14 protein-coding genes are annotated in these 16,837 nt (G+C 65.9%); 7 read left to right on the top strand and 7 right to left on the bottom strand.

Going from position 1 to position 16,837, the window contains the following annotated elements; translation table 11 throughout:
- Positions 1 to 130: 130 nt before the first annotated feature.
- The 4 genes from G3N61_RS14595 to G3N61_RS14580 form a co-directional block, all read right to left on the bottom strand.
- A complete protein-coding gene (locus G3N61_RS14595) occupies positions 131 to 694 on the bottom strand; it encodes a tautomerase family protein (protein ID WP_205822831.1) in 564 nt (187 codons plus the stop codon).
- Between the two features lie 146 nt (positions 695 to 840).
- Positions 841 to 1,833, bottom strand: a complete 993-nt coding sequence (locus G3N61_RS14590; RefSeq protein WP_205822830.1) for a helix-turn-helix domain-containing protein — start codon at positions 1,831 to 1,833, stop codon at positions 841 to 843.
- Positions 1,834 to 2,001: 168 nt separating this feature from the next.
- Positions 2,002 to 2,298, bottom strand: a complete 297-nt coding sequence (locus G3N61_RS14585; RefSeq protein ID WP_043177787.1) for a hypothetical protein — start codon at positions 2,296 to 2,298, stop codon at positions 2,002 to 2,004.
- 391 nt (positions 2,299 to 2,689) lie between these two features.
- A complete protein-coding gene (locus tag G3N61_RS14580; RefSeq protein ID WP_039358092.1) occupies positions 2,690 to 3,448 on the bottom strand; it encodes a TIGR00730 family Rossman fold protein in 759 nt (252 codons plus the stop codon).
- Position 3,449: 1 nt separating this feature from the next.
- On the opposite strand from G3N61_RS14580, the gene polA reads away from it, so the two are divergent.
- The 3 genes from polA (at position 3,450) to G3N61_RS14565 (ending at position 9,105) form a co-directional block, all read left to right on the top strand.
- Entirely contained in the window at positions 3,450 to 6,203 is a 2,754-nt protein-coding gene (gene polA / locus G3N61_RS14575; RefSeq protein WP_205822829.1) for a DNA polymerase I, read from the top strand.
- Between the two features lie 270 nt (positions 6,204 to 6,473).
- Positions 6,474 to 7,808 (top strand): NAD(P)/FAD-dependent oxidoreductase, encoded by a 1,335-nt coding sequence (locus G3N61_RS14570; RefSeq protein ID WP_205822827.1) that lies wholly within the window; start codon positions 6,474 to 6,476, stop codon positions 7,806 to 7,808.
- A gap of 421 nt (positions 7,809 to 8,229) precedes the next feature.
- Positions 8,230 to 9,105 (top strand): dienelactone hydrolase family protein, encoded by an 876-nt coding sequence (locus G3N61_RS14565; RefSeq protein WP_089453416.1) that lies wholly within the window; start codon positions 8,230 to 8,232, stop codon positions 9,103 to 9,105.
- Positions 9,106 to 9,159: 54 nt separating this feature from the next.
- On the opposite strand, the gene G3N61_RS14560 is transcribed toward G3N61_RS14565, so the two are convergent.
- Both G3N61_RS14560 and G3N61_RS14555 read right to left on the bottom strand, forming a co-directional pair.
- Positions 9,160 to 10,029, bottom strand: a complete 870-nt coding sequence (locus G3N61_RS14560; RefSeq protein WP_205822826.1) for a sulfurtransferase — start codon at positions 10,027 to 10,029, stop codon at positions 9,160 to 9,162.
- 117 nt (positions 10,030 to 10,146) lie between these two features.
- Complete coding sequence (locus G3N61_RS14555) at positions 10,147 to 11,253, bottom strand: aromatic ring-hydroxylating dioxygenase subunit alpha (RefSeq protein WP_043177779.1); 1,107 nt, start codon at positions 11,251 to 11,253, stop codon at positions 10,147 to 10,149.
- 271 nt (positions 11,254 to 11,524) lie between these two features.
- On the opposite strand from G3N61_RS14555, the gene G3N61_RS14550 reads away from it, so the two are divergent.
- The 4 genes from G3N61_RS14550 (at position 11,525) to folE2 (ending at position 15,649) form a co-directional block, all read left to right on the top strand.
- A complete protein-coding gene (locus tag G3N61_RS14550; protein ID WP_006479428.1) occupies positions 11,525 to 11,818 on the top strand; it encodes an exodeoxyribonuclease VII small subunit in 294 nt (97 codons plus the stop codon).
- On the top strand, positions 11,815 to 12,699 hold the full coding sequence (locus G3N61_RS14545; protein ID WP_043177777.1) for a polyprenyl synthetase family protein: 885 nt from the start codon (positions 11,815 to 11,817) through the stop codon (positions 12,697 to 12,699). Before G3N61_RS14550 ends, G3N61_RS14545 begins: the two co-directional genes overlap by 4 nt.
- Positions 12,700 to 12,780: 81 nt before the next feature.
- On the top strand, positions 12,781 to 14,685 hold the full coding sequence (gene dxs / locus G3N61_RS14540; RefSeq protein WP_043177775.1) for a 1-deoxy-D-xylulose-5-phosphate synthase: 1,905 nt from the start codon (positions 12,781 to 12,783) through the stop codon (positions 14,683 to 14,685).
- A gap of 154 nt (positions 14,686 to 14,839) precedes the next feature.
- The gene (folE2, locus tag G3N61_RS14535) at positions 14,840 to 15,649 is read left to right on the top strand and encodes a GTP cyclohydrolase FolE2 (RefSeq protein ID WP_006486446.1); all 810 of its coding nucleotides are present in this window, start codon (positions 14,840 to 14,842) and stop codon (positions 15,647 to 15,649) included.
- Between the two features lie 92 nt (positions 15,650 to 15,741).
- Here the strand turns inward: folE2 and tsaD are convergent, their stop codons facing one another.
- Positions 15,742 to 16,782 (bottom strand): tRNA (adenosine(37)-N6)-threonylcarbamoyltransferase complex transferase subunit TsaD, encoded by a 1,041-nt coding sequence (gene tsaD / locus G3N61_RS14530; RefSeq protein ID WP_039358123.1) that lies wholly within the window; start codon positions 16,780 to 16,782, stop codon positions 15,742 to 15,744.
- Positions 16,783 to 16,837: the final 55 nt, after the last annotated feature.

Here is a 16,837-nt window from a genome sequence, read left to right as displayed (position 1 = left end):
CGTCACCACGTACAACGCGAACCCCGGCGGCCGGCCGGGCAAGGGCGCCGTGCGATTGTGCGCGCCGCAGATGCCCGCATTGCCTGACGCCGGGTGCGGGCGCCGGGAGGCGGCACGTGCTCGCCGAGCATCAGTCCGCAGGCTCGGTGCTGCGAGCGTGCGACAGGTCTTGATGCGTCTCGCGCATCGCGGCGAGCGCGGCTTCGAGCATCGCGATCGCATCCGTGCGCCGCTTGTTAGCCAGCCGCTGTTCCCCGAGTGCCCGCAGCGGCGGGCCGCCAAAGTAGGCCATGATGTCCGGCAGGTGGCGCACGACGCCGCGGCTGCCCCAGCAGCCGTCGTCGATTTCGGACGGAAACACCCACACGCGTGCCGCAATGGCGTCGACCGGCACGCCTTCCGCGCGAGCCACGGCGGCGGTCACGTCCGCAATCAGCGCGGCACGCGCGGCGTCCGTGTACTGTCCTTCCGGCACGGTCGGCACGATCCGGTAAATAGGCGCAGGCGCGACAGCCCCGGCGCGATACACGGCCGCGGGCCGATGGACGAAGATCCATGTCACGTCGCGCACGCGCGGATTGTCGGGATCGAGTCCCTCGTGGCGGATCAGCGTGTCCGTCAGTTCTTCCATCAGTTGTGCTTCGGCATGCGGTGCGAGCGCACCTTCGGGAATGTATACGTCGATCATCGGCATGAGGGTGTCCTGGTTCGGTGGAGAGGTCGCTCCGGGGCGGGGCGACGTGAACCCAGTGTACGAACCTCATGCTGACGCGCAGAGTGGCGAAACTGCCATTCGACGATGCCATTTCCGACATCGCGTCCGATGCCGGTTGCGTGCGCTCAGGACGTGAAGCGACGGCGATATTCGCCGGGGGAGATGCCGGTCTCGCGCTTGAACAATTGCCGAAAGCCGCTGATGTCCGCGTAGCCGACGCGCTCGCAAACCGTGTCGATCGCGAGCTTCGTTTCCGCGAGCAGCCGCTTCGCGACTTCGATCCTGAGCGTCTGCAGATACTTGAGCGGCGGCGCGCCCACGGCGTCCCTGAAGCGGCGATGAAGCGTGCGTTCGCTCATCGCGACGTGATCGCTCAGACGGGCGAGGCTGAAGGGTTCCCGCAGGTGCTTTTCCATCCAGCGTTGGGCGCGCGCGATGGTTGCATCGTCGTGGTCGCGATGACCCATGCTGTCGAGATCGATGAACGAATCCTGCGAGACGCGGTTCATGTCGATCAGCATGAGCCTGGCGACCGACGCGGCAAGGCGCGGATTCGCCAGTTTGTCGATGACTCGCAGCGCGAGATTCTGGTACGAGGTGACGGCGCCGCCGCACAGTATGCCGTCCTGCTCGGTCAGGATGTCCGACGCACGCAGCGCCACGTCCGGATAGCGGGCGCGGAAGCTCGATGCTTTCGACCAGTGCGTCGTGGCAAGGCGGCCGTCGAGCAAGCCGGCCTCCGCGAGCAGGAATGTGCCAGTGCAGTACGTTGCGATCAGCGTGCCGCGCGCGTGTTGCCGGCGCAGCGCGTCGAACAGTGGCGCGAGTGAGGCCGGCCCGTCGAGCAGCCGCTCGAGATCCGCGACGAACGGGCTGGTCAGCCAGATCGCATCGGCAGGACTGCCGCCGTCGATCGCGCCATCGACCGGGATGATCTGGCCGGAGATCGCGCGCACCGGCCGTCCGCCGATCGATTCGACGCGCCAGCGAAACGGTGCGCGCGTGCGGCCCTGCGAGGTCGTCGAGGCGAGATGGTTGGCCGCCGTGAACATGTCGGTCGGCGCGGCGACGCCGGAAGCAAGGGCCTGGTCGATGACCCAGATTCGAATGAGCGGCATGAGTGGCGGAATTGGCCTCGGACAAGGGCAATGCTACCACCCGGTGCTCAGCGATTCCGCGGGTCGTCAGGCCGTCGATACATGCGGCCGGCGCTCGACAACAAAAAGGCCGCCCGGCGCCGAAGCGCACGGGCGGCCTTGCATGCGTCGAGCGGCCGCGCTGGGTGCTCAGCACTCACCCTTCTTCGCGTGTCCCGGCGGGCAGTGATAGCCGCGATCGTCGTGACCGTGATGGCGCTCGTGGTCGTCCCACTCGCGACGTTCCCAGTAGCGGTGGCCGTCCCAGTAGCGGTCGCCATGCCAGCCGACGATCACGGCGGGCGCCGGGGCGACCACGACGGGCGCAGGTGCGACGATGACCGGTGCGGGCGTACCGATGTTGACGTCGACGTTGACGGCGTGGGCGAGGCCGGACAGCGAAAGGCCGAGGCCGGCGAAGGCAAGGGCGATCAGCGAGCGTTGCATGTTCTTTTCCGTGATGTCGTTGTAAGAGGCCGGCGCGACGCGATGGAAGCGAGGGGGACCGTTCCACCGGGGGGAACGCCGCACCGACACATGCAGTGTGCTGGCGCGCGATGGAAAAGGCGAGGCGGGTTTGTTACGGCGGATTGGCGGCCGGCAGGCGCGGGGTACGGGCACCGGGGCGCGTCATTTGACAATGGCGGCCCGCACGTGCGGATGATGGCGCGCGCGTCGCACGGCACCGGCTGCGCGAATTTGACATTCGGCGGCGCGAGGGCACCAAGCGCGATTAATGGCGCGTTACAAAGTGACACGCGGCAGGTGGCGGGATCGCCATGCCTGCCGCGCGGGAAGCGGTACGCCGGCCGTCGGGCCGGCGGTCGTCACGGAGGGGTTACAGATAGAACATCCGGTCTTCTTCGGGGCGCGGCGGATGGCCTTCATCGTCCGAACCTTCTTCCTCGCCGCTGTCCTCGTAGAACGCGAGCACCGCGTCGAGCACCTGGTCGGGATCGTCGATCACCTGCATCAGATCCATGTCTTCCGGATTGATGAGGCCCATCGGGATCAGCTGATCGCGGAACCACTGCAGCAGCCCCTTCCAGAACTCGCTGCCGACGAGGATGATCGGCACGAGGCGCGATTTCTTCGTCTGGATCAGCGTGAGCACTTCGGACAGCTCGTCGAGCGTGCCGAAGCCGCCCGGCATCACGATCACCGCATCCGAATTCTTCACGAACGTGACCTTGCGCGTGAAGAAGTGGCGGAAGCGCAGCGAGATGTCCTGGTAGTGGTTGCCGGCCTGCTCGTGCGGCAGCTCGATGTTCAGGCCGACCGACGGCGCCTTGCCGGCGTGCGCACCCTTGTTCGCGGCTTCCATGATGCCGGGGCCGCCGCCGGAGATCACGGCGAAGCCGGCGTCGGACAGCTTGCGCGCGATCTGCGCGGCAAGCTTGTAGTGCGGCGTATCGGGCTTGAGGCGGGCAGAACCGTAGATGCTGACAGCCGGGCGGATCTCCGACAGGTACTCGGTCGCCTCGATAAACTCTGCCATAATCGTGAACATCTGCCACGATGCGCGCGCCTTCTTGGCCGTCGCGCGTTCTTGATCTGCGAGCGAACGCAGACTCGGAATCACTTTTCTCTTGTTCATAATGCCTGAAGAACGAAATCTGGAAGGTAAGACCCTGCTATTGGTTGACGGTTCGAGCTATCTGTATCGGGCTTACCATGCGATGCCTGATTTGCGTGGCCCTGGCGGGGAGCCGACCGGAGCGCTCTACGGAATCATCAACATGCTGCGCCGTATGCGCAAGGAAGTCAGTGCAGAGTATAGCGCTTGCGTGTTCGATGCAAAGGGCAAGACGTTCCGTGACGACCTTTATGCCGACTATAAGGCAAACCGTCCGTCGATGCCGCCTGACCTCGCATTGCAGGTCGAACCGATCCACGGCGCGGTGCGCGCGCTCGGCTGGCCGCTGCTGATGGTCGAAGGCGTCGAGGCCGACGACGTGATCGGCACGCTCGCGCGCGAAGCCGAGCGGCACGGCATGAACGTGATCGTGTCGACCGGCGACAAGGATCTCGCGCAGCTCGTCACCGACCACGTCACGCTCGTCAACACGATGACCAACGAGACGCTCGACCGCGACGGCGTGATCGCGAAGTTCGGCGTGCCGCCCGAGCGCATCATCGACTACCTCGCACTGATCGGCGACACCGTCGACAACGTGCCGGGCGTCGAGAAGTGCGGGCCGAAGACGGCCGTGAAATGGCTGGCGCAGTACGACAGCCTCGACGGCGTGATCGAGCATGCGGGCGACATCAAGGGCGTGGTCGGCGACAACCTGCGCCGTGCGCTCGACTTCCTGCCGCTCGGCCGCACGCTCGTGACCGTCGAGACGGCCTGCGATCTCACGCCGCATCTCGAATCGATCGAAGCATCGTTGAAGACCGACGGCGAAGCGCGCGACCTGATGCGCGACATCTTCGCGCGCTACGGCTTCAAGACCTGGCTGCGCGAAGTCGACAGCGCGCCGGCGGAAGGCGGCGGCGCCGATGCGCCGGAAGGCGAGCCGGCACCGGTGGTGGCGGCCGACATCGTCCGCGAATACGACACGATCCAGACCTGGGATCAATTCGACGCGTGGTTCGCGAAGATCGACGCGGCCGCGCTGACCGCGTTCGACACCGAGACGACCTCGCTCGACCCGATGCTCGCGCGGCTCGTCGGCCTGTCGTTCTCGGTCGAGCCGGGCAAGGCGGCCTACCTGCCGGTTGGGCACCGCGGCCCCGACATGCCCGAACAGCTTCCGCTCGACGAAGTGCTCGCGCGCCTGAAACCGTGGCTCGAATCGGCCGATCGGAAGAAGGTCGGCCAGCACCTGAAGTACGACGCGCAGGTGCTCGCGAACTACGACATCGCACTGAACGGCATCGAGCACGACACGCTGCTCGAATCGTACGTGGTCGAATCGCACCGCACGCACGACATGGACAGCCTCGCGCTGCGTCATCTGGGCGTCAAGACGATCAAGTATGAAGACGTGGCCGGCAAGGGCGCGAAGCAGATCGGTTTCGACGAAGTCGCGCTCACGCAGGCCGCCGAATATGCGGCCGAGGATGCGGACATCACGCTGCAGCTGCATCACGCGCTGTATCCGCAGGTGGCGCGCGAACCGGGCCTGTTGCGCGTGTATCGCGAGATCGAGATGCCCGTGTCGCTCGTGCTGCGCAAGATGGAGCGCACGGGCGTGCTGATCGACGATGCGCGCCTGCAGGCGCAGAGCACCGAAATCGCGACGCGCCTGATCGAGCTCGAAGCGCAGGCGTACGAACTGGCGGGCGGCGAATTCAATCTCGGCTCGCCGAAGCAGATCGGGCAGATCTTCTTCGAAAAGCTGCAGTTGCCGGTCGTGAAAAAGACGCCGAGCGGCGCGCCGTCGACCGACGAAGAAGTGCTGCAGAAGCTGGCCGAGGACTACCCGCTACCGAAGCTGCTGCTCGAGCATCGCGGGCTGTCGAAGCTGAAGTCGACCTATACCGACAAGCTGCCGCGCATGGTGAACCCGTCGACGGGCCGCGTGCACACGAATTACGCGCAGGCCGTCGCGGTCACGGGCCGCCTGGCGTCGAACGATCCGAATCTTCAGAACATTCCGGTTCGCACGGTCGAAGGCCGGCGGATCCGCGAGGCGTTCATCGCGTCGCCGGGCCACCGGATCGTGTCGGCCGATTATTCGCAGATCGAACTGCGGATCATGGCGCACATCTCGGGCGACGCGGCGCTGCTGCGCGCGTTCTCGCAGGGCGAGGACATCCACCGCGCGACCGCCGCCGAAGTGTTCGGCGTGACGCCGCTGGAGGTCAATTCCGACCAGCGCCGGATCGCGAAGGTGATCAACTTCGGGCTCATCTACGGGATGAGCGCGTTCGGGCTCGCGTCGAACCTCGGTATCACGCGCGATGCGGCGAAGCTCTATATCGACCGTTATTTCGCCCGTTATCCGGGCGTTGCGCAGTACATGGAAGACACGCGCTCGGTTGCGAAGGAGAAGGGCTACGTCGAAACCGTTTTCGGCCGCCGCCTGTGGCTGCCCGAGATCAACGGCGGCAACGGCCCGCGCCGCCAGGCGGCCGAGCGCGCGGCAATCAATGCGCCGATGCAGGGCACCGCGGCCGACCTGATCAAGCTGTCGATGATCGCGGTGGACGACTGGCTCACCCGCGACAAGCTTGCCTCGCGGATGATCATGCAGGTGCACGATGAACTGGTGCTCGAGGTACCCGACGGCGAACTGTCGCTGGTACGCGAGAAACTGCCGGAAATGATGTGCGGCGTGGCGAAGCTGAAGGTGCCGCTCGTTGCCGAAGTGGGCGCCGGCGCGAACTGGGAAGAGGCACACTGACGCACCGCGGCGCGGTTCCCGATTCCTGCGGCATATTGTTGCAGGGATGCTGAATATCGAGATGGTTTGCTTGTGGTCAACGCGCAAGCTCCCGGACAATGCATGTCATTGACGCGGGGGCGGCGCGCCCCGCGTTCCGGGGGCGGATGCATCGAAGTGCTTCGAACTGCACATCGATGATGTCCGAACCGGTTAATCCACCGGGTGGCGCGAATGCATCGCGTTCGCACTGTCCGGCGGCAGCAGTTTCGAATCGCAAAGGGGGAACAGATGCATCGGATCATCATCGTAGGCGGAGGCGCGGGCGGCCTGGAACTGGCGACGCGGCTCGGCGACCGTTACGGCGCGCGCGGCAATCGTTCCGCGCGTGCGCTTGTCACGCTCGTCGACCGCAATCCGACCCACATCTGGAAACCGCTGCTGCACGAGGTCGCGGCCGGCAGCATGGATCCGTTCACGCAGGAGCTCGAATACGCGGCGCAGGCGCGCTGGCATGGCTTCGAGTTCCAGCAGGGCGGGCTGACCGGGCTCGACCGCGCGGCGAAGCGCATCACGCTCTCGCCGGTCAACGACAGCGATGGCGAGGAACTGCTGCCGGCGCGCGAGCTGGAATACGACACGCTCGTGATCGCGATCGGCAGCACGACTCACTTCTTCGGCGTGCAGGGTGCATCGGAAAACGCGATTGCGCTCGATACCGTTGGCGAGGCCGAGCGCTTCCGCAAGCGGCTGATCGCTGCGTGCATGCGCGCCGAGCACCAGGCGCCGGCGCCGACCGCGCCGGGTGAGGCGGCCGAGCCGCGCATCCAGGTCGCGATCGTCGGTGGCGGCGCGACCGGCGTCGAGCTGTCCGCCGAGCTGCGCAACACCGCGCAGGTGTTGTCGGCCTACGGGCTGCACAAGCTCGACCCGCGGCACGACGTCGGCATCGTGCTGATCGAATCGGGGCCGCGGATCCTCCCGGCGTTGCCGGAGCGCGTGTCGTCGGCGACGGCCGAACTGCTCGAAAAGATCGGCGTGCGGCTGATGCTCGCCGAGCGCGTGACCGAGGTGGCGCCCGGGGCCGTCCATGCGGCGAGCGGCAAGACGGTGCGCGCCGACCTGACGGTCTGGGCCGCTGGCATCAAGGCGCCGTCCGTGCTCGCCAATCTCGATGGTCTCCAGGTCAACAAGCTCGGCCAGCTCGACGTGCGCCGTACGCTGCAGACCTTCACCGACGACAACGTGTTCGCGCTCGGCGATTGTGCGGCATGCGCATGGCCCGGCAACGAGCGCAACGTGCCGCCGCGTGCACAGGCTGCGCACCAGCAGGCGAACTTCCTGCTGAAGGCAATCGGCTGTCGGCTCGACGGGCGCCCGCTGCCCGAATTCACGTATCGCGACCTCGGCTCGCTCGTGTCGCTCGGCCATTTCAGCGCGGTCGGCAACCTGATGGGCGGGCTGATCGGCGGCAACATGCTGATCGAAGGGCTGTTCGCACGCTTCATGTACATGTCGCTGTACCGGATGCACATCGCCGCGCTGCACGGCTATCCGAGGATGATGCTCGACACGGTCGCGCACTGGCTGCGGCGCACGACGCTGCCGCGCGTCAAGCTGCACTGAGCGCGCGTTCGCGCGGGGAGCGGGCGGGGACTGCGCACGTCGTGCATGGTCTCCGCCCGTTGTCTTTTTGCGGGCGGCAGGGCTTGCGTGCGTTCGACGAGCCTGATCGACCGCGTGTTTTTCGTTTCAATTCGCAAGTATCCGTTCGCGTAACGGCGGTCGACACGTGGCTTGCTGCATCGCGATTCGACGGGCCGCCGGCGGGTTTCCTCGCGACGATCGACGTGTCGAATCGACGCGTCGTAATTGAGTCTTACATATCTGACAGTTGACGCGACAACGGATTATTGGGCATCGTGTCCGGGTTTCCGCTTGCGGCGGTGTGCCAATCGCCGCGACATCCGCGCCGCGCGCCGGCGCGATGCCCCGTCATGCCGTGTCCGTGATCGTGACGGCGGCGCCCAATCGAGGAGTGCAATTCATGTTGAAACCCGAAGTCGACAGCCTGGTTCCCCACGTTCCGTTCTCGCGCCGCAAGTTCATGCAGGCCGCGCTGGGCGGGGCCTTCGCGGCGGCCGTCCTGCCCGTGTCGGCGCAGACGGTCACGACCGACAGCGAAGGGCTGGACGTCGACACCGTCGAGATCCGCTCGGGCGACTCGAGCGTGCCCGCGTATCGCGCGCAGCCGAAGGACAAGACGAACCTGCCGGTCGTCGTCGTGATTCACGAGATCTTCGGCGTGCACGCGCACATCGCCGATGTCTGTCGCCGCTTCGCGAAGCTCGGTTATCTCGCGATCGCGCCCGACCTGTTCGCGCGGCAAGGCAATGCGGCGAAGTATCCGACGATCAAGGAACTCGACGAGCACATCATCAGCAAGGTGCCGGACCGGCAAGTTTCCGAGGATCTCGATGCGACCGTCGCGTGGGCCGGCAAGAACGGCGGCGACCTGTCGCGTCTCGGCGTGGTCGGATTCTGCTGGGGTGGCCGTCAGAGCTGGCTGTATGCGGAGCACAACCCGCACGTGCGGGCGGCCGTTGCATGGTACGGGTTCGTCGAAGGCAAGACCGACGAGATGACGCCGTTCAACCCGGTCGATCATGCATCGCTGCTGAAGGTGCCGGTGCTCGGGTTGTATGGCGAGAAGGACACGAACATCACGCAGGCGTCGCTCGCGGACATGCGCAAGGCGATCCAGGCGAGCGATTCGAAGCTCGCGCGCGAATCGGAGATCGTCGTGTATCCGGATGCCGGCCATGCGTTCTTTGCCGATTACCGGCCGAGCTATGTGAAGGCCGATGCGGAGGAGAGCTGGAAGCGCGCGATCGCGTGGCTCCGCAAGTACGGCGTGATGTAAACGGCAAGCGGCGGCACATGCCGCCGCTTCGTTGCGCCTGCGCTGTGCCGGTGCTTACGGTGTCGGGCCGGTTGCGATCGGCCGCGACGGGTCGGCGCTCCATTCGCTCCACGAGCCCGGATACAGCGACGCGCCGTGCAGGCCCGCAACCTCCAGCGCAAGCGCGTTGTGACATGCGGTGACGCCGGAGCCGCATTGCAGGATCACGCGGTTCGGTTCGGTGCCCGCCAGCACGGCGGAAAATGCCTCGCGCAGTTCATGGCCGGTCTTGAAGCGGCCGTCGGCGGTCAGGTTGTCCTTGAAGAAGCGGTTGCGCGCGCCGGGGATGTGGCCGCCCACACGATCGATCGTTTCATTTTCGCCGCGGTAGCGATCGGGTGCGCGTGCATCGATCACGATGCGCGTGGGTGCATTCACGTTGGCGAGCACGGCGGCCGCATCGACCGTCGATTCGAGCGGTGCGGCCGCGCGGAAATCGCCGGCGGCCGGTTGCGGCACGTCGGTTGCCAGCGGCTGACCAGCTGCTTCCCAGGCCTGCAGGCCGCCGTCGAGCACGGCGACCGAATCGTGGCCGAGCCAGCGCAGCAGCCACCACAGTCGCGCCGCATAGGCGCCGCCTTGCGCGTCGTAAGCGACGACCTGCTGGCCCTGCTTGAGGCCGCGGCTTGCGAGCAGCGTGGCGAGTGCGTCGCGGGTCGGCAGTGGATGGCGACCATTGGTGCCCGTCTTGCGGCCCGACAGATCGCGGTCGAGATGGAGGTACTGGGCGCCGGGGAGATGGCCGGCTGCATACGCGGCTTCGCCGGCGGCCGGATCGACGAGATCGAAGCGGCAGTCGAACAGCGCGACGCTGCCGGGCGCCGCCGCCAGGCGCTCGGCGAGATTGGCGGCGGAGATGAGCGTGGTGTAGTGGGTGTGTGGCATGACGGCTCCCTGGAGTGCGAATGGCCTGACATTCCAAGTCTAAACAAAAAAAGACGGGCCGAAGCCCGTCTTTTCGTCTGCCGGATGCCGGGCGGCGTCAAAGCGCCGCACCTGCCGTCAGATGTCGCCGAGGTGGCGGCGCAGGAACTCGTGGAAGTGCTGCATGCCGTCTTCCATCGGGCTCTGGTACGGGCCGACCTGCGACTCGCCGCGTGCCATCAGCGCACGGCGGCCTGCGTCCATCCGCATCGCGATCTCGTCGTCCTCGACGGCCGTTTCCATATAGGCGGCGCGTTCGGCCTCGACGAATTCGCGTTCGAACAGCGCGATTTCCTCGGGGTAATAGAATTCGACGATGTTGGTCGTCTTCTGCGGGCCCTGCGGAATCAGCCATGACACGACGAGCACGTGCGGATACCACTCGATCATCAGGCCCGGGTAGTAGACCATCCAGATCGCGCCGAACTCCGGCGGCACGCCGTTACGGAACTTCAGCACCTGCTCGTGCCATTTCTGGTAAGTCGCGCTGCCCGGTTTCGCGAGGGCGTTGTGCACGCCGACCGTCTGCACGCTGTACCAGTCGCCGAACTCCCACTTGAGATCGTCGCACGACACGAAGCTGCCGAGGCCCGGGTGGAACGGGACGACGTGGTAATCCTCGAGGTAGACCTCGATGAACGTCTTCCAGTTGTAATCGCACTCGTGCACTTCGACGTGATCGAAGAGGTACTCGGAGAAGTCGAAGTGATGCTTCGTGCCGAGGTTGGCGAGGTCGCGCGCGACATGCCGGCCTTCGGCCTCGAACAGCAGCCCCTGCCAGTTCTGCAGCGGGCTCTTGCCGAGGTTCAGGCAGGGCTTGTCGGGGAAGTGCGGCGCGCCGAGCAACTCGCCTTCCAGATCGTACGTCCAGCGGTGCAGCGGACACACGATGTTCTGCGTGTGGCCGCGCCCGTTGAGCATGATCGCCTGCCGGTGGCGGCAGACGTTCGACAGCAGTTCAATCTGATTCGCCTGGTTGCGAACCAGCACGCGGCCTTCCTTCTCGGACGGCAACGCAAAATAATCCCCCGCCTCGGGCACCATCAACTCGTGCCCGACGTAACGAGGTCCTTTCTTGAAGAGGGTTTCGATCTCGCGCTCGAGTAGCGCCTCATCGAAGTATGCAGTGACTGGAAGCTGGCTGTGAGCCGACTTCAACTGAAGCGCATCGCTCAGATTGGACATTCCCACTCCCGGTGTTAGCGTGAAAGCAGTGAACAACCCAACCATCGAAAAATCGATTTAGGGAAACGGGGAATTATACCCGGTTCGCCTCGCAAGGCTAGGATTAAGTGCCTGATTTGTGTCAATTTTTTGTCGGGCGACAATCGGAGGGCGCACAATGTGTGTCGAAGATGGGGCCGGAATATGTACCCGGGTGCCCACGACGGCAGGTCGGAAAATTCTCTTTTGCCGTAGAATGTCCGACTTGTTTTGAAATTTGACACCCTCGTCCATGGCGAAAACCGCATCCCCAGGCGCCACGCCGCCCGGCAATGGCACCGAACCGTTGCCGGACAATTACGAGATGGCGCTCGCGGAACTCGAGACGCTGGTTGCCCGGATGGAAGGCGGCGCGTTGAGCCTCGAGGATTCACTGGCGGCGTATCGCCGCGGTGCGACCCTCGTTGCGTTTTGCCAACAGCAGCTTGAGAAAGTGGAGCAGCAGGTTCGCGTGCTCGACGGCGCGACGCTGAAGCCGCTTTCGTCCGGAACGGCCGCCACGGACGGCGAAGACGACGATCTATGACATTCGAACAATGGATGCGGTCCGTGCTTGACCGCGTCGAGGACGCACTCGGCCACTATCTGCCCGCTGAAACCGCGATGCCGGCGAAACTTCATGAGGCGATGCGTTATGCGGTCCTCGGCGGCGGCAAACGCGTTCGCCCGCTGCTGTGCCATGCAGCAGGCGAACTGACCGGCGCGACGGAAGCGGCGCGCAATGCGGCGGCAGCGGCACTGGAGATGATCCACGTCTACTCGCTCGTGCACGACGACATGCCGTGCATGGACGACGACGCGCTGCGTCGCGGCAAGCCGACCGTGCACGTGCAGTACGACGAGCCGACGGCACTGCTGGTCGGCGACGCGCTGCAGTCGCAGGCGTTCGTTGCGCTGACCGATGCCGCGGCGCTGTCGCCGGTGCAGCAGGCTGCGCTCGTGCGCGAACTGGCGCTGGCGAGCGGCTCGATCGGCATGGCCGGCGGGCAGGCGATCGACCTGGCGAGCGTCGGCCTCAAGCTGACGCGCGAGCAGCTCGAGACGATGCACCGGATGAAGACGGGCGCATTGTTGCGCGCGGCCGTGCGGATGGGCGCGCTGGCCGGCGAGACGCCGTCCGCGGAAACGATGGCGGCGCTCGATGTGTACGCGGGTGCCGTAGGTCTGGCCTTCCAGGTCGTCGACGACATTCTCGACGTCACGACCGATTCGGCGACGCTCGGCAAGACGGCCGGCAAGGACGCGGCGAACGACAAGCCGACCTATGTATCGATCCTCGGACTCGAGGCGTCGCGTGAGCTCGCAGCGCAACTGCGCGCCGAAGCGCACGACGCGCTGAAACCGTTCGGCGCACGCGCACAGCGTCTCGCCGAACTTGCCGACCTGGTAGTGAACCGGGTCAGCTGACGCGAAAGCCCGCCGCCGCGCACACGCTACGGTGCGTGCAACAGAATGCGGGCGCGTTTGATTTCCTACAATGGAACGACGATGTACGACTTGCTGAAAACCATCGACGACCCGGCGGATTTGCGCCGCCTCGATCGTCGCCAACTTCAACCGCTCGCGGATGAACTGCGCGCGTTCGTGCTCGACAGTGTGTCGAAGACGGGCGGCCATTTGTCGTCCAACCTCGGGACGGTCGAGCTGACGATCGCGTTGCACTACGTGTTCAACACGCCGAACGATCGCATCGTCTGGGATGTGGGTCACCAGACCTATCCGCACAAGATCCTGACGGGCCGCCGCGACCAGATGCATTCGCTGCGCCAGCAGGACGGCATCTCGGGCTTCCCGCGCCGCAGCGAATCCGAATTCGACACGTTCGGCACCGCGCACTCGAGCACGTCGATCTCGGCCGCACTCGGCATGGCGATCGGCAGCCAGCTGAACGGCGACGACCGCTTCTCGATCGCCGTGATCGGCGACGGTGCGATGACGGCCGGCATGGCGTTCGAGGCGATGAACAATGCAGGCGTGTCGGAAGATGCGAAGCTGCTCGTGATCCTGAACGACAACGACATGTCGATTTCGCCGCCGGTCGGCGCGCTGAATCGCCATCTCGCCCGCCTGATGTCGGGCCGCTTCTATGCGGCTGCGCGCGCGGGCGTCGAGCGCGTGTTGAGCGTGGCGCCGCCGGTGCTCGAACTCGCGCGCAAGCTCGAGGAGCACGCGAAGGGCATGGTCGTGCCGGCCACGCTGTTCGAAGAGTTCGGCTTCAACTACATCGGCCCGATCGACGGTCACGATCTCGATTCGCTGATCCCGACGCTGCAGAACATCCGCGAACTGCGCGGCCCGCAGTTCCTGCACGTGGTCACGAAGAAAGGCCAGGGCTACAAGCTCGCCGAAGCGGATCCCGTGCTCTACCACGGCCCCGGCAAGTTCAACCCGGCCGAAGGCATCAAGCCGTCGACCGCACCCGCGAAGAAGACGTACACGCAGGTGTTCGGCGAGTGGCTGTGCGATGAAGCCGAGCGCGATACGCGCGTCGTCGGCATCACGCCCGCGATGCGCGAAGGCTCGGGCATGGTCGAGTTCGAGAAGCGCTTCAAGGATCGCTACTACGACGTCGGCATCGCCGAGCAGCACGCGGTGACGTTCGCGGGCGGCATGGCAACCGAAGGCCTCAAGCCGGTCGTCGCGATCTACTCGACGTTCCTGCAGCGTGCGTACGATCAACTGATCCACGACGTCGCGCTGCAGAACCTGCCGGTCGTGTTCGCGATCGACCGTGCCGGCCTCGTCGGCGCGGACGGCGCGACGCACGCGGGCGCGTACGATCTCGCGTTCATGCGCTGCATCCCGAACATGACGATCATGGCTGCGTCCGACGAGAACGAATGCCGTCAGATGCTGCACACGGCGCTGCAGCAGCCGAACCCGACCGCAGTGCGCTATCCGCGCGGCGCGGGCACGGGCGTGGCGACGGTGAAGGAATTCACCGAAATTCCGCTCGGCAAGGGTGAAGTGCGTCGCCAGACGTCGCAGCCGGAAGGCAAGCGCGTCGCAATCCTCGCGTTCGGCACGATGGTCGCACCGTCGCTCGCCGCGGCCGAGGAGCTCGATGCAACCGTCGCGAACATGCGCTTCGTGAAGCCGGTCGATGCGGCGCTCGTGCGTGAACTCGCCGAGACGCACGACTACCTCGTCACGGTCGAGGAAGGTTGCGTGATGGGTGGCGCGGGCTCGGCCTGCGTGGAAGCCCTGATGGAGAGTGGGGTTATCCGACCCGTACTACAATTGGGCCTCCCTGACCTGTTCATCGATCACGGCGACCCCGCGAAGCTGCTGTCGCAATGCGGCCTCGACGGCGCGGGTATCGCGAAATCGATTCGCGAACGCTTTCTGAATCCGGCGGCCGACGTCGCCGGTCAGGCGAAGCGCGTCGCATAAGCTGGCGCCGCCCGCGGGCGGCGTCGGTGCGACTGGCGCAACCGGTCTTCATTGATGCGGAAAACATGGGCCTGCGGGCCCATGTTGCTTTTCCGGCTGCCGCATGATGCGGCGTGCGCGTCGTCGAACGCGCGGCTTACAAGGATTGAACAAGATGAACCAGATGAATCCCGCCTTCGTGATGCCCGACGTGCAGAGCACGGTGGATACCCGTCAGATTCCGATTCAGCGCGTGGGCGTGAAGGCGGTCCGGCATCCGTTGACGGTGTGTACCGAAAGCGGTGATGTGCAGCCGACCGTCGGTGTCTGGAACCTCGACGTCCGCCTGCCGGCCGACCAGAAGGGCACGCACATGTCGCGTTTCGTCGCGCTGCTCGAAGAGAACCGCGCACCGCTGACGGTCGAGCGTTTTCGCGCGATGCTCGCGTCGATGCTCGAGAAGCTGGAAGCCGAGGCCGGCCGCATCGAGGTCACGTTCCCGTACTTCGTGAACAAGACGGCGCCGGTGTCGGGCGTGCAGAGCCTGCTCGACTATGAAGTGACGCTCGCGGGCGAAAGCCGCAACGGCGACACGCGCCTGTTCCTGAAGGTGCTCGTGCCGGTGACGAGCCTGTGCCCGTGCTCGAAGAAGATCTCGCAGTACGGCGCGCACAACCAGCGCTCGCACGTGACGATCGACGCGGAGCTCGCGGCCGACCTGCCGGTCGAGGCGCTGATCCGCATCGCCGAGGAAGAGGCATCGTGCGAGCTGTGGGGCCTGCTGAAGCGTCCGGACGAGAAGTTCGTCACCGAGCGTGCGTACGAGAATCCGAAGTTCGTCGAGGATCTCGTGCGCGACGTCGCGCAGCGTCTCGACGCGGACGAGCGCGTGGTGGCTTACGTGCTCGAAGCAGAGAACTTCGAGTCGATCCACAATCACAGCGCGTATGCGCTGATCGAACGCGACAAGCGGCAGGCAGCATAACGCCGCGGCGTTTTGTCGCGCCGATGAAAAAAGGCCGCTCGAATGAGCGGCCTTTTTGTTTGCCGGTGCGACCTTGCGTCGCACGGTGCGGCTCAGCGTGCGAGCGACGCGAGATCCCAGCGCGGCTTCACCGTGAATGCGTAGTCGGCATTTGCCTGCTCGGGCCAGCGGCCGAGCCGCAATGCGCCCGCGAGTGCGATCATCGCGCCGTTGTCGGTGCAGAGCGCGAGATCGGGGTAGTGCACGTCGAAACCGCGCTTGGCCGCGGCGGCCGACAGCGCTGCGCGCAACTGGCGGTTCGCGCCGACGCCGCCCGCGACCACGAGGCGCTTGAGCTTGGTCTTCTTCAGCGCGGCGAGCGACTTGGCGACGAGCACGTCGACGGCCGCGTCGACGAAGCCGCGTGCTAGGTCGGCCTTCGCGCGTTCGAGCGCTTCGCCTTCCAGCTTCGCCGCTTCGAACTTCTTCATCTGCGTGAGCACGGCCGTCTTCAGGCCGCTGAAGCTGAAGTCGAGGTCGCCCGAATGCAGCATCGGACGCGGCAGCACGACCGCGCCCGGCGTGCCGGTTTCGGCGAGTTTCGATACTTCCGGGCCGCCCGGGTAGCCGAGGCCGATCAGCTTCGCCGTCTTGTCGAATGCTTCGCCGGCCGCATCGTCGAGCGTTTCGCCGAGCGTCTCGTACACGCCGACGTCGGTCACGCGCATCAGTTGCGTGTGACCACCGGACACCAGCAGCGCGACGAACGGGAACGGCGGCGGCTCGTCGACGAGCAGCGGCGACAGCAGGTGGCCTTCGAGGTGATGGATGCCGACGGTCGGCTTGTTCCAGGCGAGCGCGAGCGCATTCGCGATGCTCGCGCCGACCAGCAGTGCGCCGGCGAGACCGGGGCCCTGCGTGAACGCGATCGCATCGATGTCGTCGCGGCGCGTGCCGCTTTGCGCCATCACTTCCTCGAGCAGCGGCAGTGCGCGGCGGATGTGGTCGCGCGACGCGAGCTCGGGCACGACGCCGCCGTACTCGCGGTGCATGGCGATCTGCGAGTGGAGCGCGTGCGCGAGCAGGCCGCGCTGCGTGTCGTAGAGCGCGAGGCCGGTTTCGTCACAGGAGCTTTCGATGCCGAGAACAAGCATGGGTGCGGGCAGGGCGCGCCTTATCGGACGCGCCGCAGGAAGGTCAACGTAACCG

Origin of the sequence: Burkholderia sp. Ac-20349, assembly GCF_017104865.1 — a bacterium.
In the GTDB taxonomy this organism is placed as follows: Bacteria; Pseudomonadota; Gammaproteobacteria; order Burkholderiales; family Burkholderiaceae; genus Burkholderia; species Burkholderia aenigmatica.
The sequence above is the reverse complement of the archived record's forward strand: the minus strand, read 5'-3'. Positions and strand labels throughout refer to the sequence as shown.